Source organism: Streptomyces sp. NPDC005393 (genome assembly GCF_040606675.1).
Lineage (GTDB): Bacteria > Actinomycetota > Actinomycetes > Streptomycetales > Streptomycetaceae > Streptomyces.
The window spans coordinates 190303-214316 of the sequence record NZ_JBEXFG010000003.1; the positions used below are offsets into that span (position 1 = coordinate 190303).

The 24014-nt window shown below is 73.0% G+C and carries 25 protein-coding genes and 2 pseudogenes; 16 read left to right on the forward strand and 11 right to left on the reverse strand.

Features of this window, described 5'->3' with window-relative positions; all coding sequences use genetic code 11:
• Window positions 1–50: 50 nt before the first annotated feature.
• Window positions 51–2939 (reverse strand): peroxidase family protein, encoded by a 2889-nt coding sequence (locus ABZS71_RS05350; protein ID WP_356207743.1) that lies wholly within the window; start codon window positions 2937–2939, stop codon window positions 51–53.
• Window positions 2940–3085: 146 nt separating this feature from the next.
• Between ABZS71_RS05350 and ABZS71_RS05355 the strand changes: the two genes are divergently transcribed.
• The 6 genes from ABZS71_RS05355 (at window position 3086) to ABZS71_RS05380 (ending at window position 10195) form a co-directional block, all read left to right on the forward strand.
• Window positions 3086–3961: a DNA-formamidopyrimidine glycosylase family protein gene (locus ABZS71_RS05355; protein WP_356207745.1), complete on the forward strand. Its 876-nt coding sequence runs from the start codon at window positions 3086–3088 to the stop codon at window positions 3959–3961.
• Window positions 3962–4080: 119 nt separating this feature from the next.
• The gene (locus ABZS71_RS05360) at window positions 4081–5295 is read left to right on the forward strand and encodes an NAD(P)/FAD-dependent oxidoreductase (protein ID WP_356207747.1); all 1215 of its coding nucleotides are present in this window, start codon (window positions 4081–4083) and stop codon (window positions 5293–5295) included.
• Window positions 5296–5416: 121 nt separating this feature from the next.
• Window positions 5417–6733, forward strand: coding sequence for an NAD(P)/FAD-dependent oxidoreductase (locus ABZS71_RS05365; RefSeq protein ID WP_356207749.1), 1317 nt, complete (start codon window positions 5417–5419; stop codon window positions 6731–6733).
• Between the two features lie 27 nt (window positions 6734–6760).
• Window positions 6761–8602 (forward strand): transketolase, encoded by a 1842-nt coding sequence (locus tag ABZS71_RS05370; protein ID WP_356207750.1) that lies wholly within the window; start codon window positions 6761–6763, stop codon window positions 8600–8602.
• Between the two features lie 29 nt (window positions 8603–8631).
• Complete coding sequence (locus ABZS71_RS05375) at window positions 8632–9720, forward strand: SDR family oxidoreductase (protein ID WP_356207752.1); 1089 nt, start codon at window positions 8632–8634, stop codon at window positions 9718–9720.
• A gap of 211 nt (window positions 9721–9931) precedes the next feature.
• Window positions 9932–10195: a hypothetical protein gene (locus tag ABZS71_RS05380; RefSeq protein WP_356207753.1), complete on the forward strand. Its 264-nt coding sequence runs from the start codon at window positions 9932–9934 to the stop codon at window positions 10193–10195.
• Between the two features lie 137 nt (window positions 10196–10332).
• Here ABZS71_RS05380 and ABZS71_RS05385 read toward each other — a convergent pair whose 3' ends face one another.
• On the reverse strand, window positions 10333–10569 hold the full coding sequence (locus ABZS71_RS05385; protein WP_355845796.1) for a dodecin: 237 nt from the start codon (window positions 10567–10569) through the stop codon (window positions 10333–10335).
• Between the two features lie 105 nt (window positions 10570–10674).
• Window positions 10675–11136 carry a universal stress protein gene (locus ABZS71_RS05390; RefSeq protein ID WP_355845791.1) on the reverse strand — a complete coding sequence of 154 codons (462 nt, stop codon included), beginning with the start codon at window positions 11134–11136 and terminating at the stop codon, window positions 10675–10677.
• A gap of 106 nt (window positions 11137–11242) precedes the next feature.
• Between ABZS71_RS05390 and ABZS71_RS05395 the strand changes: the two genes are divergently transcribed.
• The gene (locus ABZS71_RS05395) at window positions 11243–12094 is read left to right on the forward strand and encodes a metallophosphoesterase (protein ID WP_356207754.1); all 852 of its coding nucleotides are present in this window, start codon (window positions 11243–11245) and stop codon (window positions 12092–12094) included.
• 17 nt (window positions 12095–12111) lie between these two features.
• Window positions 12112–12249: a hypothetical protein gene (locus ABZS71_RS05400; protein ID WP_356207756.1), complete on the forward strand. Its 138-nt coding sequence runs from the start codon at window positions 12112–12114 to the stop codon at window positions 12247–12249.
• Here ABZS71_RS05400 and ABZS71_RS05405 read toward each other — a convergent pair.
• The 4 genes from ABZS71_RS05405 to ABZS71_RS05420 all read right to left on the reverse strand — a co-directional run bounded on the left by ABZS71_RS05405 (window position 12212) and on the right by ABZS71_RS05420 (window position 16473).
• Window positions 12212–12982 (reverse strand): hypothetical protein, encoded by a 771-nt coding sequence (locus ABZS71_RS05405; protein ID WP_356207758.1) that lies wholly within the window; start codon window positions 12980–12982, stop codon window positions 12212–12214. The genes ABZS71_RS05400 and ABZS71_RS05405 overlap by 38 nt on opposite strands.
• 33 nt (window positions 12983–13015) lie before the next feature.
• On the reverse strand, window positions 13016–13279 hold the full coding sequence (locus ABZS71_RS05410; protein WP_356207760.1) for a hypothetical protein: 264 nt from the start codon (window positions 13277–13279) through the stop codon (window positions 13016–13018).
• 732 nt (window positions 13280–14011) lie between these two features.
• Window positions 14012–14830: a crotonase/enoyl-CoA hydratase family protein gene (locus ABZS71_RS05415; protein ID WP_356207761.1), complete on the reverse strand. Its 819-nt coding sequence runs from the start codon at window positions 14828–14830 to the stop codon at window positions 14012–14014.
• Complete coding sequence (locus ABZS71_RS05420; protein WP_355845779.1) at window positions 14827–16473, reverse strand: acyl-CoA dehydrogenase family protein; 1647 nt, start codon at window positions 16471–16473, stop codon at window positions 14827–14829. Before ABZS71_RS05420 ends, ABZS71_RS05415 begins: the two co-directional genes overlap by 4 nt.
• Before the next feature lie 95 nt (window positions 16474–16568).
• Here ABZS71_RS05420 and ABZS71_RS05425 point away from each other — a divergent pair, with 95 nt between their 5' ends.
• Window positions 16569–17312: a PaaX family transcriptional regulator C-terminal domain-containing protein gene (locus ABZS71_RS05425; RefSeq protein ID WP_356207763.1), complete on the forward strand. Its 744-nt coding sequence runs from the start codon at window positions 16569–16571 to the stop codon at window positions 17310–17312.
• 29 nt (window positions 17313–17341) lie between these two features.
• Here the strand turns inward: ABZS71_RS05425 and ABZS71_RS05430 are convergent, their stop codons facing one another.
• Together ABZS71_RS05430 and ABZS71_RS05435 are read right to left on the reverse strand one after the other, a co-directional pair.
• The gene (locus ABZS71_RS05430) at window positions 17342–18346 is read right to left on the reverse strand and encodes a LacI family DNA-binding transcriptional regulator (protein WP_355845773.1); all 1005 of its coding nucleotides are present in this window, start codon (window positions 18344–18346) and stop codon (window positions 17342–17344) included.
• A 102-nt stretch (window positions 18347–18448) separates the two neighbouring features.
• Window positions 18449–18631 (reverse strand): annotated as a pseudogene (locus tag ABZS71_RS05435) (acyl-CoA dehydrogenase family protein); the annotation flags it as partial.
• On the opposite strand from ABZS71_RS05435, the pseudogene ABZS71_RS05440 reads away from it, so the two are divergent.
• The 4 genes and pseudogenes from ABZS71_RS05440 to ABZS71_RS05455 form a co-directional block, all read left to right on the forward strand.
• Window positions 18630–19002: pseudogene (locus ABZS71_RS05440) on the forward strand (acetyl-CoA C-acetyltransferase); the annotation flags it as partial. The pseudogenes ABZS71_RS05435 and ABZS71_RS05440 sit on opposite strands and share 2 nt — an antisense overlap.
• Window positions 19003–19193: 191 nt before the next feature.
• Complete coding sequence (locus ABZS71_RS05445) at window positions 19194–19616, forward strand: septal ring lytic transglycosylase RlpA family protein (RefSeq protein ID WP_355845770.1); 423 nt, start codon at window positions 19194–19196, stop codon at window positions 19614–19616.
• Window positions 19617–19627: 11 nt separating this feature from the next.
• On the forward strand, window positions 19628–20305 hold the full coding sequence (locus tag ABZS71_RS05450; RefSeq protein ID WP_356207765.1) for a cell wall protein: 678 nt from the start codon (window positions 19628–19630) through the stop codon (window positions 20303–20305).
• Window positions 20302–21159 carry a MauE/DoxX family redox-associated membrane protein gene (locus ABZS71_RS05455; protein ID WP_355845764.1) on the forward strand — a complete coding sequence of 286 codons (858 nt, stop codon included), beginning with the start codon at window positions 20302–20304 and terminating at the stop codon, window positions 21157–21159. Before ABZS71_RS05450 ends, ABZS71_RS05455 begins: the two co-directional genes overlap by 4 nt.
• Here the strand turns inward: ABZS71_RS05455 and ABZS71_RS05460 are convergent.
• On the reverse strand, window positions 21128–21334 hold the full coding sequence (locus ABZS71_RS05460) for a hypothetical protein (protein WP_356207766.1): 207 nt from the start codon (window positions 21332–21334) through the stop codon (window positions 21128–21130). The genes ABZS71_RS05455 and ABZS71_RS05460 overlap by 32 nt on opposite strands.
• Before the next feature lie 140 nt (window positions 21335–21474).
• Here ABZS71_RS05460 and ABZS71_RS05465 point away from each other — a divergent pair, with 140 nt between their 5' ends.
• Both ABZS71_RS05465 and ABZS71_RS05470 read left to right on the forward strand, forming a co-directional pair.
• On the forward strand, window positions 21475–22038 hold the full coding sequence (locus ABZS71_RS05465) for a nucleoside deaminase (RefSeq protein ID WP_356207768.1): 564 nt from the start codon (window positions 21475–21477) through the stop codon (window positions 22036–22038).
• 84 nt (window positions 22039–22122) lie between these two features.
• Window positions 22123–22974 carry a ribonuclease BN gene (locus ABZS71_RS05470; protein ID WP_355845758.1) on the forward strand — a complete coding sequence of 284 codons (852 nt, stop codon included), beginning with the start codon at window positions 22123–22125 and terminating at the stop codon, window positions 22972–22974.
• 12 nt (window positions 22975–22986) lie between these two features.
• Here the strand turns inward: ABZS71_RS05470 and ABZS71_RS05475 are convergent, their stop codons facing one another.
• On the reverse strand, window positions 22987–23133 hold the full coding sequence (locus ABZS71_RS05475) for a hypothetical protein (protein ID WP_355845755.1): 147 nt from the start codon (window positions 23131–23133) through the stop codon (window positions 22987–22989).
• Window positions 23134–23236: 103 nt separating this feature from the next.
• Here ABZS71_RS05475 and ABZS71_RS05480 point away from each other — a divergent pair, with 103 nt between their 5' ends.
• Complete coding sequence (locus ABZS71_RS05480) at window positions 23237–23980, forward strand: Mut7-C RNAse domain-containing protein (protein WP_356207770.1); 744 nt, start codon at window positions 23237–23239, stop codon at window positions 23978–23980.
• The last annotated feature ends 34 nt before the right edge of the window (window positions 23981–24014 follow it).

Genomic DNA, 24014 nt, shown 5'->3' on the forward strand with positions numbered 1-24014 from the left:
GGGGGCTTCCGCCGACGGGACTGAACCGGTTCAATCCGCCGACGCGACCCCTACGACAGCGACGGCACCACCGGCCGCCAGGGCGCGAACGGGCTCTCGCCGCGCGGCAGCAGGCCCGCGAGCTCCGGACAGTGGCGCAGGATCACCGAGGCCATGCCGCCCTTCTCCACCCAGTCCAGACCCAGCGGCGTGTACACCTCGGGGCGGAAGTCCACGGTGAGGAAGCGGTCGCTCTGGATCCGCCGGGTGGCCATGAGCAGAAAGACCCGGAACGCCGTATCGCTGAAGCCGAAGCCCTCGGGCGGGTTCTCCGCGAACAGCCCGATCATGGTGTCGATCTCGTCGACCGAGGCATAGACGTCCTCGAGCCGTGCGACCGTGTCCGGGTCGCCGGACAGCTCCTCGAAGGAGCGGATGCGCGGCTTGTGCAACCCGGCGCGGAAGTCGTTGTACCGTGGCACGCCCCGCCGCCGGGTGCGCACCAGATCCACCACCGACAGATCGATGATCTCGCCGTCCCGTTCGAAGCGCTGCAGCGCGCGCGGGAAGTTGTTGAGGGCGATCGCGCCCGGGTGGGCGATGCCGAAGGAGTAGAGGGTGTCGGCGAGCCCCGTCTTGCGCAGCACGCCCTCCGCCGCCGCGCCCCGCACCTCGGGGAAGCCGAGCGACTGGAGCCGCTGCCCGAAGCGGTGGTCGCGCAGCTCGAAGTCGTCCGGGATCAGCGGATGCATCCGGTAGACGGCCACGAAGTCCTCGGTGAGGGCGAAGGGCACCTCGTGGTGGTCCGGCACGGTGCGGGGGATGCCCGTGAGCGCGTTCGCCTCGAACAGCCACAGGCCGAGCTTGGACAGCCAATGGTCCGGCGGTCCCTGCCAGTTGGTCTTCAGCGCGATGTCGATCACCTTGGTGGCGAGGATGGCCGGAGTCCACTCCACCGTATGGATCTTGGCGATGAGCGCGGAGACCACCAGGCGCGCCGTGTGGTACACCGACTCCTCACTCATGGAGGGGTAGGCGCGGCGCAGCGCGTCGCAGACCGCGTTGTGCTCGCGGGCGAAGAGCGTGTGCATCACGCTCAGGCCCAGCCACCAGTTGTCGGCGAAGCCGGTCAGCGGCACCCCGCCCGGGCCCAGCGGCAGATGGCCGTCCTCCAGGCGCAGTCCGGCGCCACCGCCCGCCTCGCGCAGCGAGGCCGCGGTCCGCTCGTCCCCGCCGTACACCTCCGAGCCGTCCCACCAGTGGGAGGCGGCGTTGGGGAAGAGGATCGGGGGCCGGCCGGGCAGCTCGATGCCCTCGTTGTCCGCGAAGCGCATCACCTTCTCCACGGGTCCGCCCGCGGCGTTGCGCCAGGTGCCGCCGGGTGGCATGGGGACCTCGACGGTCCTGCCGCCCGCCGGGCAGCGGCGGTGGTCGACCCAGTCATGGACCTGGAACTGGATCCAGGCGGCGGCCAGGATGTTGAGCGAGGTGGCCGGCAGGAAGCGCTCCCGGTACAGCAGCTGTCTGCTGACGGTGACCGGGTTCGGCACATCGAAGAGATCCGGCCGGTGGACCGGCGGGAGATTGCGGCCGAAGGGGGCGCCGACCGCACCCATCCGCGGCGCGGACAGATCGTTGCCCGAGCCGTCGTACGAGCGGGCGACGCGCAGCTTCTCATCGGCCGGCGCGGGCGCCGGCTCGGGCCGCGGCGGCGCCTCCTTGACGTCGGGGTCGATGAGATTGAGGCGGCGCAGCGTCTGCCGCAGTGCGACCAGGTTGAGCAGCCCCAGCGGAGCCGGCAGCCGGTGCCAGGGCACATAGCGGTTGACCAGGGCGAAGGCCGCCCGCATCGGGAGCCCGAGGAGTGCGTTGCGGCGCGGCTCGGCGGCGGCGAAGCGAAGCCCGAGGCGGTGTGCGGCGGCGGCGTCGTAGGCGGCCTTGCGGGCCCGGTTGAGATTGCCGAGCGGACGGAACTCCTCGGTGGTGTGCCAGGGGTTGAACGCGAGCTGCTCGACCCGGCGGGCCGCCGACCGGGCCTCGGCGGTGTCGAGATCCTGGCGCGGCACGGTCAGCAGCGCCACCGGGACGACCGGTGCGTCGCTCTCCCGCCACTCCACCGAGCCGTCCTCCACCGGGGTGCGGCCCCCGTCCAGATAGCGCTGTACGCACAGCTCGAAGGCGATGTCGCCGGTGGCGAGCCGCATCGCCAGCTCATGGTGGAGATAGTCGGGGTCGTCGCGGTCGGGCGGGGGAGCGGGGATGCCGCCGGGGGCCGGGCGCAGCTGATAGCGGACCGGCCCGGCCGCGCCCCACAGGATCGCGCCACAGCTCCAGAAGGTCTCCCGGGCCAGCGAGCCGACGGTGTGGCGGGTGGCGGTCCGCACATTGCGGCGCATCCGGTCGGCGGTGGCCCAGCCGACGGTCAGCGGCAGCCGTACGAAGAGCCCGAACGCCTTCTCGACGGTGCTGCCCGCCCCCGCCGTGGCCTTGGCGAAGGCGACGAACTCACGCGCGTCGGCCGCGTGGGACACCGGGAAGCTGGTGGCCAGCAGATCGTGGGTCTCCTCGGGCTCGGCCTGGATCCGTACGGCGACGCCGCGCAGATCGGGCGAGGCGTCGTGATGCTCGGCGCCGCTCGCGTTGGACAGCCGCACCACGGCCGGATACTCGGCGCCCGGCCGGGCGTACCCCACGCACAGCTCGGGCGGCAGATCGTCATGGAAGCGCAGCCGGGCGTTCTCGACGCCGAGCGCCGCCTTGGCGTGGAAGGTGCGCAGCAGATGCGGGGCGCCCGAGCCGTCCTTGTTCGCCACCTGCACCCGCATCAGCTCGCGCGCCAGCTCGTCGAAGAGCAGCCGCTCGGCCTCGGGGCTGCCGCCTTCGTATGCCTCGTAGCCCTCGTACGCCGCGCGTGATGCGTACTCCTGTACGGACTGCTCTTGCTGTCCGGTGTCGACCATGGGGAACGCTCCGTGCGGGACAGACGGGACGAGGGGGAACAAAGAAGACAGTAGGGGAGGGGTGGCCGAGCCGCAGCCCGGAGCCGGTGCGGGGGTGGTGTCCGGGCGTCCGGGCAGGCGGATGCGGCCTGCGGCACACTGGGGGCATGCCGGAGCTGCCCGAGGTGGAGCCCCTCGCCGGAATGCTGGCCGAGCGCGCCGTCGGCCGGGAGATCGCCCGTGTCCTCCCCGTGGCGGTGAGCGTGCTGAAGACCTACGATCCGCCGCTGACCGCCCTGGAGGGCCGTACCGTCACGGCGGCGGGCCGCCACGGCAAGTTCCTCGACCTGGCCACTGACGGCCCGGACGGCCCCCATCTGGTCGTCCATCTCGCCAAGGCGGGCTGGCTGCGCTGGCGGGACGGGCTGCCGGAGGCGCCGCCGCGCCCCGGCCGGGGCCCGCTGGCGCTGCGGCTGCTCCTGGCCGGCCCGGAACGCTCCGGCTTCGACCTCACCGAGGCCGGTACGCGCAAGGGGCTCGCGGTCTACTCCGTACGGGATCCGCGGGAGGTGCCGGGCATCGCCCGGCTGGGCCCCGACCCGCTCGACGAGACCTTCACCCTGGAGGCGTTCGCCGGGCTGCTGCACGGCGTACGCCACCGGATCAAGGGGGTGCTCCGCGACCAGAGCGTCATCGCCGGCATCGGGAACGCCTATTCGGACGAGATCCTGCACGCCGCGCGGATGTCGCCCTACCGGCTCGCCTCGGATCTGACCGAGGAGGAGATCGCCGTGGTGTACGAGGCGATCGGCGCCACCCTGCGCTCCGCCGTCGAGCGGTCGCGCGGGCTCGCCGCCGGGGACCTCAAGGCGGAGAAGCGCAGCGGTATGCGGGTCCACGGCCGCACCGGCGAGCCGTGCCCGGTGTGCGGCGACACCGTCCGCGAGGTGTCCTTCCGGGACACCTCCCTGCAGTACTGCCCCACCTGCCAGACCGGCGGCAGACCGCTCGCCGACCGGCGGATGTCCCGCCTGCTCAAATAGCGCTGCCGACCTGCCAGTTGACCCCGCCGACTTGACCCGCGGGCGCCGGATCCGCCATATGGTGCTGTCGCATCTCCCCGCTTCACCTCATGTCACTTCACTCCACGTCACGGAGCACCATGACCAAAGCCCTGATCATCGGTGGCGGCATCGCCGGCACGGTGACCGCGATGGCCCTGCACAAAGCCGGGATCGACGCGGTCGTCCACGAGGCGTACCCCCCGGACGCCACCGACACGGGTGCGTTCCTCGTCGTCGCGGCCAACGGCCTGGAGGCGCTGCGCACGATCGACGCCCACGGACCCGTCCTGGAGAACTCCTTTCCGGCCGGCCGCGCCGACTTCATCAGCAACACCGGCAAGCGCCTCGGCCAGAAGCCGATCGCCGGCTCGGAGGAAGGGGGCCTCGGGGCCCGTACGATCAAACGCGCCACCCTGGCCCGGGTGCTGCGCGAGGAGGCGGCGAGCCGCGGGGTGCGCATCGAGCACGGCAAGCGGCTGCTCGCCGCCCACACCGCCCCCGACGGCCGGATCGTGGGCTCCTTCGCGGACGGCGGCCGGGCGGTGGGGGACGTGCTGATCGGCGCCGACGGCATCCACTCGCTCATCCGCCGGGTCATCGACGCGGGCGCGCCCCGGCCGCGCTACACCGGGCAGCACACGGTGTGCGGCTACACCCGCGACGCCGCCTCGCCCCCGGACCACGGCGCCTACACCATGATCTTCGGCAAGCAGGCGTTCTTCGGCTGCACCACCGCCCCCGACGGCGAGGTCTGGTGGTTCTGCAACGCCCCGGCCGAGGAGCTGTCCAAGGCGGAGCTCGCCGCCGTCACCCCGGAGCAGTGGCGGGAGCGGCTGCTGGCGCTCTTCGCGGAGGACAACACCCCCGCCGCCGATATCGTCCGCGCCACCGGCGACTCCCTCGTGGCCACCGGCGCCTATGACCTCATCTCCACCCCCACCTGGTCCGACGAGGGGATGGTCATCGTGGGGGACGCGGCGCACGCCTGCGCGCCCAACGCCGCACAGGGCGCCTCGATGGCCATCGAGGACGGCGTCGTGCTCGCCACATGCCTGCGCGATCTGCGCGGGCCGCGGTCGGCGTTCGCCGCGTACGAGGCGCTGCGCCGCGAGCGGGTCGAGCGGGTGGCCACGACCAGCGCGGGCATGGTCCGCCGCACGGCCCCCGGACCCGTGGGGCGGGCCCTGCGCGACGCCACCCTGCCGCGCAAGCTCGACCGGGCGGCGGGCAACGGCGGGTCGGACTGGCTGACCGGCTACCGCATCGACTGGGACGAGCCGGTCGACGGCGCGACGGCGCGCAAGCGGCGCTGACCGGCCCACCCGGGACCTTCGGCGCACGGGCTCCGGGACCGAGGCCGGCCGCCACGCCGGTTTGGCCTCGGTCCGCACGGGCACTCGGAACCCTCTGGTTCCGTACGCCCGGGAGTCTCTTGTGAGCGCACTCCGTATCGTGATCGTCGGTGCCGGATTCGCCGGCTACCAGGCCGCCCGTACGCTCTCCCGCACCCTGCGCGGTGCCGCGGAGATCGTCGTGATCAATCCCAACGACTATTTCCTGTATCTGCCGCTGCTGCCCGAAGTGGCCGCCGGGGTCCTGGAGCCCCGACGGGTCTCGGTCTCCCTGACGGGCACCCTTTCGCACGTCCGGCTGGTGCTGGGCGAGGTCGACTCGGTCGACCTCGCCGCCCGCCGGGTCGCCTGGAGGGACCCCGAGGGCGGGCGCGGCGAGATGGGCTACGACCGGCTCGTCCTCTCGGTCGGCAGCGTCAACAAGCTGCTGCCGATCCCGGGCGTGGCCGAGCACGCCCATGGCTTCCGTGGCATGCCGGAGGCCCTCTATCTGCGGGACCATGTGACCCGCCAGATCGAGATGGCCGCGGCTGCGGAGAACCCCCGGGAGCGGGCCGCCCGCTGCACCTTCGTGGTGGTCGGCGCCGGCTACACCGGGACCGAGGTGGCCGCCCACGGCGTGCTGTTCACCGACGAGCTGCACCGCCAGAACGCGGCGCTGCGCGGCGAGCCGCGCCCCCGCTGGCTGCTGCTCGACATCGCCCCGCGGGTCCTGCCCGAGCTGGACAAACGGCTCTCCCGCACGGCGGACCGGGTCCTGCGCAATCGCGGTGCGGAGATCCGTACCCGCACCTCGGTCAAGGAGGCCACCTCGGACGGGGTGCTGCTCGACGACGGCGAGTTCGTCGAGACCCGCTCGCTGATCTGGTGCGTCGGAGTACGCCCCGACCCGCTGGTGGAGGACATCGGGCTGCCGACCGAGCGCGGACGGCTGCGGGTCGACCAGTATCTGGCCGTGCCCGGCCATCCGGAGGTGCTGGCCTGCGGGGACGCCGCCGCGGTGCCCGACCTGACCCGCCCCGGGCAGTTCACCCCGATGACCGCGCAGCACGCGCAGCGCCAGGGCAAGGTCGCGGGCCACAACATCCTCGCCTCCCTCGGCCGCGGCACGCCGAGGCCGTACAAACACCACGACCTGGGGTTCACGGTCGACCTCGGCGGGGTGCAGGCGGCTGCCGACCCGCTGCACATACCGCTGTCCGGACCGATCGCCAACGCGGTCACCCGCGGCTACCACCTGGCGGCGATGCCCGGCAATCGCGTCCGGGTGGCCGCCGACTGGCTGCTCGACGCGATGCTGCCACGCCAGGCGGTGCAACTCGGAGTGGTGCCGGCCTGGGCGGTGCCGCTGGACACCGAGTCGCCCGAGATCGCGCACTCGGCGCGGGACCGCGGCTGACCGCCGGAAGACCCTGGAAGGAGAACAATGCAACACGAACAGCTCAGCGAGCTCGGGCAGCAGCTCCGGGTGGACTCGGTGCGCGCCTCCGCGGCCGCCGGGTCCGGCCATCCGACGTCCTCGATGTCGGCCGCGGACCTGATGGCCGTCCTGATGGGAAACCATCTGCGTTACGACTTCGAACAGCCCGACCACCCGGGCAACGACCACCTGATCTTCTCCAAGGGCCATGCCTCACCGCTGCTGTACTCGCTCTTCAAGGCGGCCGGGGCGATCAGCGACGAGGAATTCCTCACCTTCCGTAAGCGCGGCAGCAGGCTGGAGGGCCACCCCACGCCCCGGCTGCCCTGGGTGGACGTGGCCACCGGCTCCCTGGGCCAGGGGCTGCCCTTCGGCGTCGGCATCGCGCTGAGCGCGAAGAAGCTCGACCATGTGCCCAGCCGGGTCTGGGTGCTGTGCGGGGACAGCGAGATGGCCGAGGGGTCGATGTGGGAGGCGTTCGAGCACGCGGGCTACGAGCGGCTCGACAATCTCACCGCCATCATCGATGTGAACCGACTGGGCCAGCGCGGCCCGACCCGCCATGAGTGGGACCTGGACGCCTACGCCCGGCGCGTCCGCGCCTTCGACTGGCACACCATCGAGATCGACGGCCACGACATCGCCGCGATCGACCGCGCGTACGGCGAGGCGGCGTCCACCGTCGGCCGCCCCACCGCCATCATCGCCCGCACCCTCAAGGGCCGGGGCGTCGCCTCGGTGGAGAACCGGGAGGGCATGCACGGCAAGCCGCTGAAGAACGCGGAGGAGGCGATCGCCGAACTGGGCGGCGTACGGAACATGGCGGTGCCGGTGCTCGGCCCGCCCGCCGTCGCCCCCACCCGGCCCGCCTCGGAGGGGCCGCTGAGCCTGCCGCGCTTCAACATCGGCGACACCGTCCCCACCCGCGACGCGTTCGGGGAGGCGGTCGCCGCCGTCGGCACGGCCCGCGGCGATGTGGTGGCGCTCGACGGCGAGGTGGGCGACTCGACCCGGCTCGAGTACTTCCACAAGGAGCACCCCGAGCGGTACTTCGAGTTCTTCATCGCCGAACAGCAGATGGTGGCCGCCGCGGTCGGCATGCAGGCGCGCGGCTGGAACCCGTACGTCGCCACCTTCGCGGCTTTCTACACCCGTGCCTACGACTTCATCCGGATGGCCTCCATCAGCCGCGCCGACCTCAATCTGGTCGGCTCCCACGCCGGAGTGGCCATCGGCGAGGACGGCCCCTCGCAGATGGGCCTGGAGGATCTGGCGGCCCTGCGGGCGGTGCACGGCTCCACCGTGCTCTACCCGTGCGACGCCAACCAGACCGCCCAGCTCATCGCCGCCATGGCCGAGGAGTCGGGCATCCGCTATCTGCGCACCACCCGCGGCGGAACCCCCGTCATCTATCCGCCCTCCGAGCGCTTCCCCATCGGCGGCAGCAAGCTCATCCGTGCCACCGAGCACGACCAGGTCACCCTGGTCGGGGCCGGGGTGACCGTCCACGAGGCCATCGAGGCCGCCGACCGGCTCGCCCAGGACGGCATCGCCGCCCGGGTCATCGACCTGTACTCGGTCAAGCCGGTGGACACCGTGACGCTGCGCGCAGCCGCCGACGTGACGGGCCGTCTGATCACCGTCGAGGATCACCACCCCGAGGGCGGGCTGGGCGACGCCGTCCAGAGCGCCTTCGCCGACGGCGGCACGGCGCCCCGGATGGTCCGCCTCGGAGTGCGCATCATGCCGGCCTCCGCCACCCCCGCCGAGCAGCTCAGCGAGGCCGGGATCGACGCGGAGGCCATCGCGACGGCCGCCCGCGAACTCATCGGCAAGGCGCCCATCTGAGGGGAGCGGGGGGTCGGAAGGAGCGGACCATGGGCGTCAAGCAGGGCAAACGTGTGGTGGTGGTCGGGGCCACCGGCAACGTCGGTACGAGTGTCGTGCGCGCGCTCGGCGAGGATCCGGACATCGAGTCGATCGTAGGCATCGCCCGCCGGATCCCGGCGTGGTCGCCGCCGAAGACGAGCTGGGCGGAGGCGGACATCGGCCGGGCGGATTCCGGCCTGGAGGACGACCTGGTACGCCACTTCGAGGGCGCGGACGCGGTCATCCACCTCGCCTGGCTCATCCAGCCCAGCCACCGGCCCGCGATCACCTGGCGCACCAACGTCCTCGGCGGCGTCCGAGTCTTCGAGGCGATGGCGCGGGCCCAGGTGCCGGTGCTGGTGTACGCCTCCTCGGTGGGCGCCTACTCGCCCGGCCCCCCGGACCATCACCCGGTGGACGAGTCCTGGCCCACCCACGGCTGGCCGGAGGCCGCGTACTGCCGTGAGAAGGCGTACATGGAGCGGGTGCTCGACGCCTTCGAGCCGCGGCATCCCCGGATCCGGGTGGTGCGGATGCGCCCCGCCTTCCTCTTCAAGGAGCAGTCGGCGGCCGAGCAGCGCCGGCTGTTCATGGGTCCGTTCCTGCCCCGGCGGCTGATCCGCTCCGCCTTTCTGCCCGTCGTCTTCGACATACCCGGTCTGCGGCTCCAGGTCCTGCACACCGACGACGCGGCCCAGGCCTACCGGCTCGCGCTCGGCCGGCAGGTGCGCGGCGCCTTCAACCTCGCGGCCGAACCCCCGGTCGACGGCCAGGTGCTGGCCGACATCCTCGGCGCGCGGGGCGTGCGGATACCGCGCGGCGCCGCCCGCTCGGCCATGACCACGGCCTGGCGTCTGCATCTGGTCCCGCCCTCGCCCCAGCTGTTCGACGCCGCCCTGCGGCTGCCGCTGATGGACACCACCCGGGCCCATGACGAACTGGGCTGGCAGCCACGGCACAGCGCCGTCGAGACGCTCGAGGAGTTCCTCAGCGGCCTCAGACACGGCACCGGCATGGAGACCGCCCCGCTGGCTCCGAAGCTGCCCGGCGGACGGCTCCGCGAGGTCATGACGACCGGCGTGGGGCAACGTCCCTGACTGACCACCGAACAGACCACCGACCACAGGAGACGGGCCCAGCGGCCTCATCCGCCGCTGGGCCCTCCGCTGTGACCAAGTCCCCCTCGTCACCCATGAGTCGGCTCCCGTACGCTGCTGCCCAGTCGTATCAGCAGTCGACAAGGGCGGGGGCAGATGGGCAACTCGGGGAGTCCGGCGGGCAAGCAAGAGGGCCCGGCGTACGGGAACGGTGGCGGTCGCCGCGGCGGCCGCCACACTGTGTCCTACGGCACTGGCGGACGCACAGCCCGCCGCCGATGATCCGTCCTACTCCGCCACCACATCGGTGGGGGTGCACAACGCCTGCGAGAAGGCCAAGTATCCGTACTTCGCCGACGCGCTCGACTCCGGCGCCTCGCTCCTCGAACTCGACGGTTCTTCGACGGTGACGCCGCCACCTACGTCAACAACGGCATCGACACCGCCTGGTACGACAGCCGCCACTACCTTCTGATCATGACGGACGCGCAGAACGTGGCGCCCGCCATCGACGGCACCCACGCCACCGAGGCCCAGGCGCGGGCGCGGGTGACCGAACTCGCCGCCCGGCACGCCGGCTTCGCGACCGCCGACTACGGGGCTCAGCCGCGGTCAGCCCGGCACATCGCCGGAGCCCGTGTCGGGGTCCTCCAGCCGGAAGCCGACCTTCATCCCCACCTGGTAGTGCGCGATCCGGCCGTTCTCGATATGCCCGCGGACCTGGCCGACCTCGAACCAGTCCAGGTTCCGCAGGGTCTTCGACGCGCGGCTGATGCCGCAGCGGATCGCGTCGTCGACGCTCTCGGTGGACGAGCCGACGATCTCGGTCACGCTGTAGATATGGGACATGGCAGTCTCCCCGGTCCGTGGCGTGGTCCGATTGCTCCTCCCACCGTGCCTCACCGCGCCGGGCTCCGCGAGCCGGACGCCCCGGGCAGCCCGCCCGGCCGGCTCCTACGGCACCACGGTCACCGGCCAGCGCCCCGCCTTGACCAGCCGGACCGCCACCGAGCCGATGAAACGGTGCCCCGCCTGCTCGGACGCCCCGACCACCACCGCGTCCGCCATGAGTTCGTCGGCCGCCTGCACCAGACCGTTGTACGGATCGCCGCGGAAGGTATGGAACTCCCAGCGCACCTCGAAGACCCCGCGCAGCCGCTCGGTGGCCGCGCGCATCTCCCGCATCAGCTCCTCGGCGACCTCACCCGTGGTGTCGGCCACGGGCGCCCCCAGCGCCGCGCCCGCGGCCAGCACCGGCTGTACGTACACGACGGCGAGCAGCGCGTTCTGCCGCCGGGCCAGCCCGGCGGCGTACGCGGCGGCGCGCCAGGAGGATTCGGAGCCGTCCAATCCGACCAGGATGACCTTCGGGCCGTCGGTGCCGCGTTCAAAAGACGCGGGGAGTTTGTCCACCACATCTGCGAGGCTAGCGCCAGGGACGGTCCGGTGATCAACCGGCCCGTGCCGCGGCGCGACCACACCGCGACCGCACCATGACCGCCACCGTACGACAGGAGACACAATGGGCGGCACGCACCAGGGCGAACTACTCGCCATCAGCGACCTGCACGTGGCCTATCCGGAGAACCGGGCGATCGCGGAGCGGCTGCGGCCGGGCTCCGAGGACGACTGGCTGATCGTCGCCGGCGACGTCGGCGAGGTGTTCTCCGAGATCGAGGAGACCCTGGGCCTGCTGAGCGAGCGCTTCGCCAAGGTCATCTGGTCGCCGGGCAACCACGAGCTGTGGACCCACCCCAAGGACCCGCTGGAGGCCCGTGGTGTGGCGCGCTACGAGGCGCTGGTGGAGATGTGCCGGGCCAAGGGCATCGTCACCCCCGAGGACCCGTACCCCGTATGGGAGGGCGTCGGCGGACCGCTGATCATCGCCCCGCTGTTCCTGCTCTACGACTACTCCTTCCGCCTCGACGGCCTGGCCACCAAGGAGGCCGCGCTGGCCCACGCCCATGACGTGGGGGTGGTCTGCACCGACGAGCACTTCCTGCACCCCGACCCGTACCCCACGCGCGACGCGTGGTGCCGGGCCCGGGTCGCCGGGACCGAGGCGCGGCTGGCCGCCTGCGACCCCGAGCTGCAGACCGTGCTCATCAACCACTGGCCGATGACCCGGCTGCCCACCCGGGTGCTGCGCTACCCCGACTTCGCGCTGTGGTGCGGCACCGAGCTGACCGCCGACTGGCATGTGCGGTTCCGGGCCGCGACCGTCGTCTACGGCCATTTGCACATCCCCCGGACGACGGTGGAGGACGGGGTGAAGTTCCAGGAGGTCTCGGTCGGCTACCCGAGGGAGTGGAAGGCGCACGGCCGGCTCCCCGAGGACCCGCTGCGCCGGGTGCTCCCCGTACCGGTGGCGTAGGGCATCGCCTGGCCCGGGTGCAGATGCGGGCCATGCTGCGCGCCGCCCTGGACCGGCTGCCCGGACTGCGCCGGGCGGGCGAGCCGGTGCGGCTCACCTCCGCCTTCCGGAACGGGCTCAAGACCCTCCCCGTGCGCTGGGAAACAGGTCGGTGAAGGGCGCGGTCGCGTCGCCGACCGACCGTCCGAAGGGGTCGTCGAAGTCCCAGACCAGGAAGAGCAGAAAGACGATGAGGGCGGTGAACATCACCGACAGCATCAGCTCCCGCGGCGAACGGCGGATCTGCAGGGTGAAGACCAGCCCGATCACCAGCGCCGCCCCGAGCACCAGACCGAACCAGACCACCCGGGGCATCGTCGGCCCCGCGCTCTGCTGCCGCGCGCCGCGCGCGTCATCGACGGCGGTCACCTGGTCCAGCATCGGCTGGTACGCCTGCGACTGGAGATCGGAGTGCGGCGTGGCGAGGGTGACGTCGCGCCGCAGCGTGGCCAGCAGATCGGTGCCGCGGTCGGTGAGCTCGCCCTGGTCGACCATCACCTTCCACTCGGTGGTCACCACATGGCGCACATACGCGTCCACGTCATCGCGGACCCGGTCGCGCACCGGCCGGGGGTAGACGCTCACCCGCTCGCTCACCTCGTGCAGCGCCTGCGCCTCCGGCCGGACCCCGTCCTGGGCGGCGCCGCGCGCCTCCCAGACCCCGGCGATGGCCAGGCCCAGCACGATGGCGTAGACCACGCCGATCATCATGATCATGTAGTCGAGGACATCGGGGGTCTCGCTCGGATCGTCGTCCTCGCCGAGCCGGCGGGCGTTGAGGATCGCCGCGACGATGACGACCGAGCAGGTCCCGGCCATCACACAAGTCAGAATCAGCCATTCGGGCATGGGCAACCTCCAAAGCGGGTCGGCGGTGCGCCGTCAGCCGCGCCGCCCGCCGCGCGCGGCAGAGCGCGAACGCGGGCGGAGGGCGGCGGCGGCGAGGACCGCGGGCGCGGTGAGCAGCAGGGTGAAGGTGACCAAGGACGTCCCGGTGTCGGGCTCTGGGCGCGTGGTCGGGTGATACGCGCGCATCGCGACGCGACGGGCCCCGGTGGGTGAGGGAGCCGGCTCGGGGGGCGGTGCCGGAGGCGTCTTGACGACGGGCGCGGGCGGCAGCGGCAGCGGAAGCGCGGGCGCGGGCACGGGCGTGGACTTGGGCTTCGGCTGGGACGCCGGGCGCTTTGGAGGTGGCGTGGGAGCCGGTGCCTGCGGTGTCCGCGTGGGGCTGGGGCTGGGCGTCGGCGTGGGAGTGGGAGTGGGAGTGGGGGTCGGAGTAGGCGTGGGAGTGGGCGTCGGCGTGGGCGTCGGGGTGGGCGTCGGCGTCGGGGTGGGGGTATCGGACGGCGTGGGCGTCGGCGTGGGCGTGGGAGTGGGCGTGGGAGTGGGCGTCGGGGTGGGCGTCGGCGTCGGGGTGGGGGTATCGGACGGCGTGGGGGTCGGTGTCGGGGTGGGGGTCGGCGTGGGGCACCATCCGTACCGTGCGATGACCGCGGACCTGCCGGCCGAGGCGTCGACGCAGACACACAGGCCCGGACGGATCTCGACCCGTACGGAGGCGTGCGGCCCGTCGTCCGAGATCCCGGCCCTGACCCGGACGTCGATCCCCCGGGGGGTGGGGGCGACGGCCGCCGAGCCGTCCCCGTCCCCGTCACCGTCCCCGTCGGCTACGGCTGTCGCCCCCGCCGAGGCGAGGACAAGGGCCGTGGTGAGGACCCCCGCAGGCCATGCGCGATGCCATCGTTTCACGAGGAAGATGTTCGGCCGGACGGGCCGCCGCCAGCCGTAGGAGGGCAGGGTTTCGCCCGAATAGGGGAAAATGAGCGGAAGTTGCGGCGTGTCAGGTTTACCCGGCCGGGCGGTGGTCCCCGCCCGTTCTCACAGATCGCCGAAGCTGCCGTGCCGTCCCGCGCCCGCCGCGAAGCGCGCCGCCCCGTCAAGCCCTTCGGCCAGCGTCGCCTGCCCATGGCGCAGTTCTCCCGCCATGGCCCGCTCCTCCGGCAGCCCATCTCCTTCCAGCAGCGAGGCCCGGTCGCCGCGCAGACAGGTCTGCGGGAAGCGGGCGATCCCGGCGGCCAGCCGCTCCGCCTCCACGCGTGCCTGTCCGGGCGGTACGAGGCGGTTGGCGAGCCCGATGGTGTACGCCTCGGCGGCCGGTACCGGACGTCCCGTCAGCACCAGGTCCATCGCCCGGCTCGCCCCGATCAGCCGCGGCAGCCGCACCGTACCGCCGTCGATCAGCGGTACGCCCCAGCGGCGGCAGAACACCCCGAAGACCGCGTCCTCCTCCGCGACGCGCAGATCGCACCACAGCGCCAGCTCCAGACCGCCCGCGACCGCGTGGCCGCTGACCGCCGCGATGACGGGTTTGGACAGCCGCAGCCGGGTGGGCCCCATCGGCCCGTCGCCGTCCTCGGCCACGCGATTGCCGCGCTCCGTGCCGACCGCCTTCAGATCGGCGCCGGAGCAGAAGGTGCCGCCCTCGCCCCACAGCACCGCCACCCGCGCCTCGGGATCGGCGTCGAAGGCGCGGAAGGCGTCGGCGAGGGCCGTGGCCGTCGTGCCGTCCACGGCATTGCGGACCTCGGGGCGGGAGAGCACGACCGTGGTGACCGGGCCCTCCCGTTCCGTACGGACCGCAGGAGCGGCATCGGCCGTCTCGCCGGAGGACGCGGCCGTGTCCCGGGGGGAGGTCATCGCGCGTCCTTCGGGCGGGCGCGCTCCAGGATCGGGCCGGTGTCCGTACCGGGCGGCAGAGTGCCGAAGGCGTGCCCCCAGTCCCCGTCGAGCCGTGAGGCGCAGAACGCGTCGGCGACCGCCGGATCGCTGTGCCGCACCAGCAGACTGCCCTGCAGCACCAGCGTCATCTGCTCGGCGAGGCGGCGGGCGAGCAGCTGCGCCCGCTCGGGGTCGGCGAGCTGCGGCAGCAGTGCGCGCAGCCGGGCCACGGCCGCGTCCAGCCGCGCGTCGGCCCCGGCGGCGGTGTCGACCTCGGCGAGGAAGGCGTCGAGCGCGCCGTTCTCGCGGCCGAGCGCGCGCAGCACATCGAGCGCCGCGACATTGCCCGAGCCCTCCCAGATCGACAGCAGCGGCGCCTCGCGGTACAGGCGCGGCATCCCGGAGTCCTCCACATAGCCGTTGCCGCCCAGGCACTCCAGCGCCTCGGCCGCATGGGCGGATCCGCGCTTGCACACCCAGTACTTGCTGACCGCGAGCCCCAGCCTGCGCAGCGCCGCCTCGCCCTCGTCCCCGGCCTCCGCCCGGTCCAGGGCCGTCGCGAGCCGCAGCGCGAGCGTGGTGGCCGCCTCCGACTCGACCGCCAGATCGGCGAGCACATGGCGCATCAGCGGCTGGTCGATCAGCTCGGCGCCGAAGGCCCGGCGATGCTCGGTGTGGTGCAGCGCCTGCCGCAGCCCGGCGCGCATGCCCGCCGCCGAGCCGATCACGCAGTCGAGCCGGGTCACATTGACCATCTCGACGATGGTCCGCACCCCGCGGCCCGGCTCGCCGACCCGCCAGGCCACGGCGGACTCGTACTCGATCTCGGCGGAGGCGTTCGAGCGGTTGCCCAGCTTGTTCTTGAGCCGCATCAGCCGCATCGGGTTGCGGGTGCCGTCCGGCAGGACGCGCGGCACCAGGAAGCAGGTCAGGCCCTCCTCCGCCTGGGCCAGGGTCAGGAAGACATCGCTCATCGGCGCGGAGGTGAACCACTTGTGGCCGGTGAGCAGGTAGGTGCCGTCGCCGGCCGGCACGGCGCGGGTGGTGTTGGCGCGGACGTCCGAGCCGCCCTGCTTCTCCGTCATCGACATGCCCGCGATCAGGCCCCGCTTGGTGAGCGGCGGACGCAGTCCGAAGTCGTACGTACGCGCGGTCAGCAGCGGTTCGTACGCGGCGTCCAGCTCCGGCTCGGCGCGCAGCGCCGGGACCGCGGCGTACGTCATGGAGATGGGGCAGCCATGGCCGGGCTCGGCCTGCGCGAAGGCGTAGAACCTGGCCGCGCGCACCAGATGCGCGCCGGGGCGGCTCTCGCCCCACGCGGCCGCGTGCTGGCCGCTCTCCACGGCGACGGTCATCAGCTGGTGGTAGGCGGGGTGGTACTCGACCTCGTCGACGCGATGGCCGTAGCGGTCGTGGGTGTGCAGCACCGGAGGGTGTTCCTCGGCCATCCGCGCCCACTCCTGGACCTCGGCGGAACCGGCCCGCGCGCCCAGCTCCCGGACCTCCTCCTCGCCCCAGCCGCCGCCGTCCCGCCGCAGCGCCTCCAGCAGGGCGGGGTCGTCCGCCGTGCTGAAGCCGACGAGCGGCGGGGCCTGGTTGAGGACGTCGTGCGTAGCGCTCATGGCAGGCATCTCCTCGTTCGCCGCGGTCTCACACCCGGTCTTACACTTCCATCATGCGCGATGAGGAACTGTAATGGATAGGGTTCCGCGTAGCCATGGATGACACCGGAACGCTCGCGCTGCGGCCGTTGACCGCGCGCTCGATCGTGCTCAGCACCCTGCTGGGTCATCACCCGCCCCAGCTCTCCGCCCGCGCCCTGGTCCGCGTCGGCGCGCTCTTCGGCACCGCCGAGGGCACCATCCGGGTCGCGCTGACCCGCATGGTGGCCGCAGGCGACCTCGAACAGCGCGGCGGCGCCTACCGGCTCACCGACCGGCTGCTGGCCCGCCAGGCGCGGCAGGACGACAGCCGCGCCCCGCGCACCCGGCGCTGGGACGGCACCTGGGAGATCGCCGTCGTCACCTCCGACCGGCGCGTGGCGGCCGAGCGCGCGGCGCTGCGCCAGGCGATGGCCACCCTGCGGCTGGCCGAGCTCCGCGAGGGCACCTGGCTGCGCCCCGCCAATCTCGTCCGCCCGCGCCCGGACGTCGTCGCCGAGCAGTGCGGCTGGTTCACGGGGGCGCCGGAGGGCGACCCGGTCGAGCTCGCGGCGCGCCTGTGGGACCTGGACGGCTGGGCCCGCCGGGCCAGGCTGCTCGGCGCGGCGCTGGACCGCGCGGCGGGCCCGGCCGAGCGGTTCACCGTCGCCGCGGCCGCGCTCCGGCATCTCCTCGCCGACCCCGTTCTCCCGGCCCGGCTGCTGCCCGAGGACTGGCCGGGCGCCGAGCTGCGGCGCCGCTACGACGCGTTCGAACGGGAGTTCCGCGCGCTGCTGCCGCGCTTCGCGAACGGGGGCTGAGCGCGGCCGAGAGTGTGGCGGACCAGGTCCTACGCCGACTCGCGGACCACCAGCTCGGTCGGCAGCACGAGTGCCGGTTCGATGTCCTCCCCGGCGGCCAGCCGCAGCAGTTGGCGGGCCAGCCGGCGGCCGATCTCGGCGATCGGCTGGCGCACGGTGGTCAGCGGCGGGTCGGTGTAGCGGGCGGTCTCCATGTCGTCGAAGCCGACCACCGCCACATCGTCCGGAACCCGCCGGCCGGCCTGGCGCAGGGCCCGCAGCACCCCGACGGCCATCAGGTCCGAGGCCACGAAGACGGCGTCCAGGCGCGGCTCCCGGTCCAGCAGATCCCGCATCGCGACCGCGCCCGACTCCTGGGTGAAGTCCCCGACGGCCACGGCCGCCTCCAGCCGCGCCTCGCCGAGCGCCGCCCGGTAGCCCGCGAGCCGGTCGATTCCGGCCACCATGTCCTGCGGGCCCGCGACGGTGACGATCCGGGTGTGTCCGGCGCGGACCAGATGCTCCACGGCCAGCGCCGCACCCACCGCGTTGTCGACGCCCACGTACGGCAGCGACGCGGGGCCCGGCACCCGCTCGTTGCAGACCACCGGAATGCCCATCCCGGCCAGGGCGGGCGGCAGCGGATCTGCGCCGTGCATCGAGGCGACCATGACCCCGTCGACATGGCGGGCCAGGGCGAAGCGCTCGATCCGCTCCCGGCTGGCGGGGGAGCGGGCCATCATCAGCACCAGCTGCTTGTCGGCCGCCTCCAGTTCCTGGCTCACCCCGCGCACCACGCCCGGGAAGAACTGGTCGTCGGAGAAGACCCGGCCCGGCTCCTCGGGGAGGACGAGGGCGAAGGAGTCGGTGCGCTGGGTGACCAGGCTGCGGGCCGCCTGGTTGGGGATGTAGCCCAGCTCATGGATGGCCCGTCGCACCGCCTCGCGGCTCTCCTCGCCGACCTTGGTGGAGCCGTTGACGACGCGGGACACCGTGGCGCGCGAGACGCCGGCGTGCCGTGCCACGTTCTCCAGGGTGGGCCGGGGCCGGTGCATGACGGGTACCTCGCTGTTCGCTCGCTGTCGATCGGTACAGCATGGATCAAGAACCGGAGCTGAGGACACACTTCGGCGCTGTTCGACTCGGCAGAGGCCCGTTCAGGGCGCGAGGACGCGGGCGCGGCAGGCCGAGGGCGAGCCCCAGGCGGTGCGCAGGGCGCGGCGGATCCACAGGGACAGCTCGTACGCGTCCGTGTAGCCGGTCGCGCCGTGCAGCTGGAGGGCGGTCCGCGCCGCCGCGTACGCGGCCTCGCCCGCAGCCACCTTGGCGGCGGCGACCTCCCCGCGCGCCCGCCTCCACCATCTGTCGGCGCGCGGCGAGGACCCCATCCGGATGCTGTCCGCGCCGATCCCGGCGACCGCGCACGCGCTGAAGAAGACCGGCATGACCATCGGCGACATCGACCTGGTGGAGATCAACGAGGCGTTCGCCCCCGTCGTCCTGGCCTGGCAGCGGGAGACCGGCGCCGACCCCGACCGGGTCAACGTCAACGGCGGGGCCATCGCGCTCGGCCACCCGCTCGGCGCGACCGGCGCCAAGCTCATGACGACCCTGCTGCACGAACTGGAGCGCACCGGGGGCCGCTTCGGCCTGCAGACCATGTTGTGAGGGCGGTGGGCAGGCCAACGTCACTGTTGTCGAGCGGTTGTGAGTGGCCCGCGACCACACGCTCGACGGACGGAGTCCGGCGCAGGCGCCCGAAACCGTCGTCGAGCGGCTCTGACGCATGCCCCCGGGACAGTCGCCCCTCCCCGGGACGGCCGCGCTCGCGTGGCGGCCGGTGCCCGGCCGTACGCATGATGGTGCTGCTCCGGGGCCGAGGAGAGCCGGAAGGACACCGACATGGCGTGCGGATCGACCAGCCTGTGGAACGGCGAAGCCACCTGGTTCTGTTGCGGCAACGCCTGGGGCCCGTGCGCCAGCGCGGGCGGCGGCGCCTGCGGAACCTGCCGGTCCAGCGCCCTGCAGGCCGCCTGGCCCAACGCCTCCAAGGCGTGCTGGGACATCACCCGGCCGGACCTGTGCGGCGAGGACATACCCCGGCGCGGCTGCGGCTCCACCATGAAGGTGCGCCACCAGTGCTCCGGCGCGAGCGTCTGCGTGACCGTCAGCGACTGCGGGCCACGGACCCGCAGTTTCTGCTCCGAGTCCACCTGTTGTGACGGCACCTGCCGCTCCAACCGGGTCATCGACCTCACGCCCGCCGCGTTCTCCGCCATCGGCAGCCTGAGCTCCGGCACCCTGCCGGTCACCATCTACGAGTGAGGCGGCGGACCATGAGCGGGTACGAAACCGGCGGCACCGTCGACCGCCGGCGCTTTCTCGCCACGGCCGCCCTGCGCGGCGCCACCGTCGTCGGCACGGTCGTCGGGACCGGCGCCGGCACCGGCCTCATCGGAGCGACCGCCCTCGGCGCCGTCGACGCCGACGCCGCCTTCGCCCCACCCCCGCACCGCCCCCTCGACCCCGCGATCGCGGCGAGCTCCTTCGTGGAGGGGCGGATCACCGGGATCGACGGCGGTGTGCTGGCGGTCGCGGGCTCCTACGGCGACCATTCCCGGGTCCGGGTCACCAACGCCACCAGCGTCTGGAAGGTCCGGGCCACCACGGCGGCGGCCATCGAGACCGGCGACGGGCTCTATGCCCGCGGTGTGGCGATGCCCGACGGCACCCTCGCCGCCGACGCCGTGTGGGTCAACATCGTGAACCTCCACACCACCATCCGCGGCATCGAGAAGACCCGGCTGTATCTCGCCCACGGGCAGCACGAGATCGTCGGCAACCTCGTCGCGGACACCACCAACGCCACGTACTCGGGCGCCTCGCCCACCGCCGATCTCTCCCGGCTGCACATCGGACAGGACGCTCAAGTGCTGGGCGCGTGGCGGCCGTCCGACGACTCGGTGGACATCGTGCGGGTCTCGGTCGGTCCCGGTGCGGGGAGCCGGCGATGAGCCCGTCGGCCACCGCCGCCACGGCCTTCGCCCCGCTGCTGCTCGCCGGGCTGCTCGGCCCGGCCGGAGCGGCCAAGCTGTTCGGACGCGGCATCGCACGGCAGGCGGCCGGGACCGCGCTCGCGCGGCTGCTGCGCGGCGGCGGCCGGGCGGCAGCCGCGCTGCGCGTCCTCGGCGCCGTCGAACTCCTCCTCGCCGCCGCGCTGATGGGGCTGCCCGTCATCTGGGCCCCGGGCGCGGCGGCCGCCGTCCTCGGCGCGGGCTTCCTCGGCTATCTCGGCTACGCCCGCGCCGCCGCCCCCGGATCCTCCTGCGGCTGTACGGCGCACGACACCGCCCCGATCACCTGGCGGGCCTTCGTACGCGCCGCCGCGGTCCTGGCCGGCGGCGTCGCGGCGGCCCTGGCCGAGCAGCCATGGTGGACCGTGGCCGCGCGGCAACCGGGCGCCGCACTGTGCTGGGCCCTGGCCACGGCGGCGGGCCTCGCGGCCCTGTCCGCCGGCCCCGGCCGCCGATGGCTGATCCCGCTGCGCCGGCTGCGGCTGCGGCTCGCCGGCCATCCGCTCGCCGGAACCCGCGCCCCCGCGGCGGTCCCGGTCGCCGCGACCGTCGAACTGCTGGAGAACTCGCGGGCCTGGCAGCACGCGTCGCCCGTCGTACGGTCCGCACTGCTGGACCACTGGGACGACGGCGGCTGGCGCATCCTCCAGTTCGCCGGGGTGCACGGGGGCGGCGAGGCCGCCCGGCCGGTCGTGGTCCTCTTCGCGGTGGACGCGGCGGCCAGCCTGAACGTCGTACGGGAACCGGCGGTGCGGGTCAGCGTCATCGACGCGGAGAGCGGGGCGGCGGTCTGACGGCCCGCTCCTGACGGCTCCTCGATTGCAGCCAGGTGGTCAACTGGTCGATCCGGGAGAAGCGATAGATCACCACCCACTCGTTCTCCTGGTCGGAGCCCGGCGGATACAGCTCTGTTCCCTCGAAGCCGGCGAAGTCGCGCGCGGCCCGGTTCGTCTTCTCCTGCCAGCGCACGGTGGCTCAGGCTCCGCTGGAGCCGTGGGTTGCACGGGCATCCATGCCGAGTAGTCTAGGTCAAACGGTATTTATTGGATAAATCGAACGTTTCGCAAGGCGCTCAGCGCAGGCACGGCAGAGCCGAGCGGAGGTTTGACATGGCGAAGCAGGAATTCCTCGCTGAAGCGGTGCGGCTGGCAACCGAGCCCGTGGAGAACGGCTGGGGCGGACCGTTCGGCGCGGTGATCAGCCGTAATGGCGACATCATCGCGCGCGGGCAGAACCAGGTGCTGCTCACGGGCGACCCCGCCGCGCACGCCGAGGGGACCATTCGCAAGGCGATTCAGGTGCTCAACCCCGAAGCGCCGACGATAGCCGAGGAACACCGGAACGAGAGCACTCTCGAACTCGTGCCACGGCCCAAGGGATCCCCCGATCCGTTGCCGGAGCGCGCCCGGATGCTCCAAGGATGCTCGATCTACATCAGCGGCGCTCCGTGCCCGATGTGCGTGAGCGCGATTTACTGGTCGAGGATCGACGCCGTGTACTACAGCTGCGACTTGGCCGCCACCGCGAAGATCGGTTTCGATGACGCCTTTCAGTACGAGGACTTCCGGAAGCCGATGGACCAGCGCAGGATCCTGATCGAGCAGATCCACCCGGAGCTGGGTGCCGAGGCGTACAAGGCATGGACGGACAAGGCCGACCGACACCCGTACTGAGGGGGGGCTCGTGGCGCGCGCGCCGGAAGGCGCGCGTTCCCGCGTGCCCGGGTCCGGGCCGGTGGCGCGGGTAGGGGAGTGGGTATGTCCGAGAAGTCTTCCGGCTCCCCGGGGCACGGGTCGTGGTACAGGCGGCTGTACCGGGCGTTCCATCTGTCCGCGATCGGCCGGGGTTGGCGGCGGGGCAGTGAATTCGAACTGCTGCACAGGGCGTTGGGCTTCGCCGCGCTGGGTTTCCTCACACTGGTGCCGCTGCTGATCGTGGTCGCCGCGGCCGACCCGGTGAACCGGCACGGGTTCGCCCAGTGGCTGGCCGAGGGGCTCGGGGTGTCCGACGGCTCGCGGGACGAGGTGGAGCGGCTGTTCGCTCCGCCCAAGCGGGCGCTGGAGACGACCACGGCGTTCGGTCTGGCGACGCTCGCCATCTTCGGACTGCGCTTCGGCGCGGCGGTGCAGGTCGGCTACGAGAAGGTGTGGGAGCTGCCCGCCGGCCGCTGGCACAACGTGTGGCGCCATCTGGTCTGGCTCGTGGTGTTCACCTGCTATCTGCTGCTCTCGGCGCATCTGGGCCGCGGATACACCCGGCTGCTGGTCGCCGTGGTGGGCACCGTGCTCTTCTTCTGGTGGTCGCAGCGGCTGCTGCTCGGCGGGCGGATCAGCTGGGGCGCCCTGCTGCCCGGCGCCCTGGCCACGGGCGTCGGACTGCTGGGGCTGCGGGTCTTCTCCCAGCTGGTGTTCTCGCCGCTGATCGCTTCCAGCGCGGTCTCCTACGGATCGGTCGGCACGGTGCTGGTCGTCCAGTCCTGGCTGGTCGGCGTCGGCTATGTGGTCTTCGGCGGGGCACTGCTCGGCCGGGTTTTGCACGAGGAGTGGCTCCGGGTGCTGGCCTGGCGCCGGAGAAGACGGCGCGCCCGCCGGTCCCGCCCGCCCACCTGACGCCGGCCCCCGTTATCCGCCCGCCGGCCGCCCGCTCGTCGTCGCGGCGAGCCGGCGCAGTACGAGCGGACCACCGGCGCACGGGATGAGCGCGAGCAGCTTCAGCCGACCCGTCGCCCCGGGCCGGCGCGCGATCATGAGGAGTGGCAGGATTGCCATAGATCAACGGTTTCCCGCCAGGTCTCGTTTTCATGATCACCAAGCCCCGGACGGGCGGGCGAACCGCATCGCCTCCGACCCGGCAGCCTGGCATGCTGGCGGTGTGAACGGACCGGAGATCCATCTCAGCCTCGCCCCGGAACTGCGGTTTTTCGCCGTCCCCGAACGGCGCCGCGGACGGACGGCCGTCGTCACCGACGGCGCCTCCACCCTCGGCCATGTCGTCGAGTCGCTCGGGGTCCCGCTCACCGAGGTCGGCCGGCTGCTCGTGAACGGCCGGGAGACCGCGGTCTCACATGTGCCGGGTGCGGGGGAGACGGTGGAGGTGTTCCCGGTCGTACGGCCCCAGCGGGTCCCCGGCGCGCCGCTGCGCTTTCTGCTCGATGTGCACCTCGGGACGCTCGCGCGGCGGCTGCGGCTGCTGGGCGTCGACGCCGCGTACGAGAGCGAGGACATCGGCGACCCCGAGCTGGCCGCCCGCTCCGCCGCCCAGCGCCGGGTGCTGCTCTCCCGCGACCGCGGGCTGCTGCGGCGGCGCGAGCTGTGGGCCGGGGCGTATGTCTACAGCGACCGGCCCGATGAGCAACTCCGCGACGTCCTGGGCCGGTTCACCCCGCGCCTCGCCCCGTGGACCCGCTGCACCGCCTGCAACGGGCCGCTGGAGGACGCCGACAAGGACGCCGTACGCGAGCATCTTGAGCACGGTACGCGGCGTACGTACGACGTCTTCGCCCGCTGCACGGTCTGTGAGCGCGTCTACTGGCGCGGCGCCCACCACGCCCGCCTTGAGGCCATCGTCGCCGATGCGATGGGTGAGTTCGGCGACGCCCCGGCCGCCGTGTCCTAGGCCGGACCGGCCTCCCCTCCGGAACGGGAGGGAT